General features: G+C 40.1%; 1 protein-coding gene. It reads left to right on the top strand.

Annotation, left to right across the window (positions count from 1 at the left end):
- Positions 1-279 (top strand): transposase (locus tag A1232T_RS13485; protein WP_143514024.1); only part of this gene is annotated, 279 nt, incomplete at both ends.

The following is a 279-nucleotide window of genomic DNA, read 5'->3' as shown; positions in this document are numbered from 1 at the left end:
AGGCAAATACTATGCAAGCGTACTGGTTGATAATGGTGAAGCACTGCCGACACTAACTACCATTGAGCCCAGCTTGACGGTGGGTATTGATTTAGGCATTAGCCATTTGCTAAACCTATCGGACGGTAGCAAGGTTGATAACCCAAAGCATTTATCCAAAGCCAGTCAAAGACTTGCTATACAGCAAAAAATATTTGCTCGTAAACAAAAACAAAGTAAAAACTATCAAAAACAAAAATTAGCTGTTGCTCGTATTCATGAAAAAGTACGCAACGGGCG

Source organism: Psychrobacter pasteurii (assembly GCF_900162815.1).
GTDB classification, from domain to species: domain Bacteria; phylum Pseudomonadota; class Gammaproteobacteria; order Pseudomonadales; family Moraxellaceae; genus Psychrobacter; species Psychrobacter pasteurii.
The sequence above is the reverse complement of the archived record's forward strand: the minus strand, read 5'-3'. Positions and strand labels throughout refer to the sequence as shown.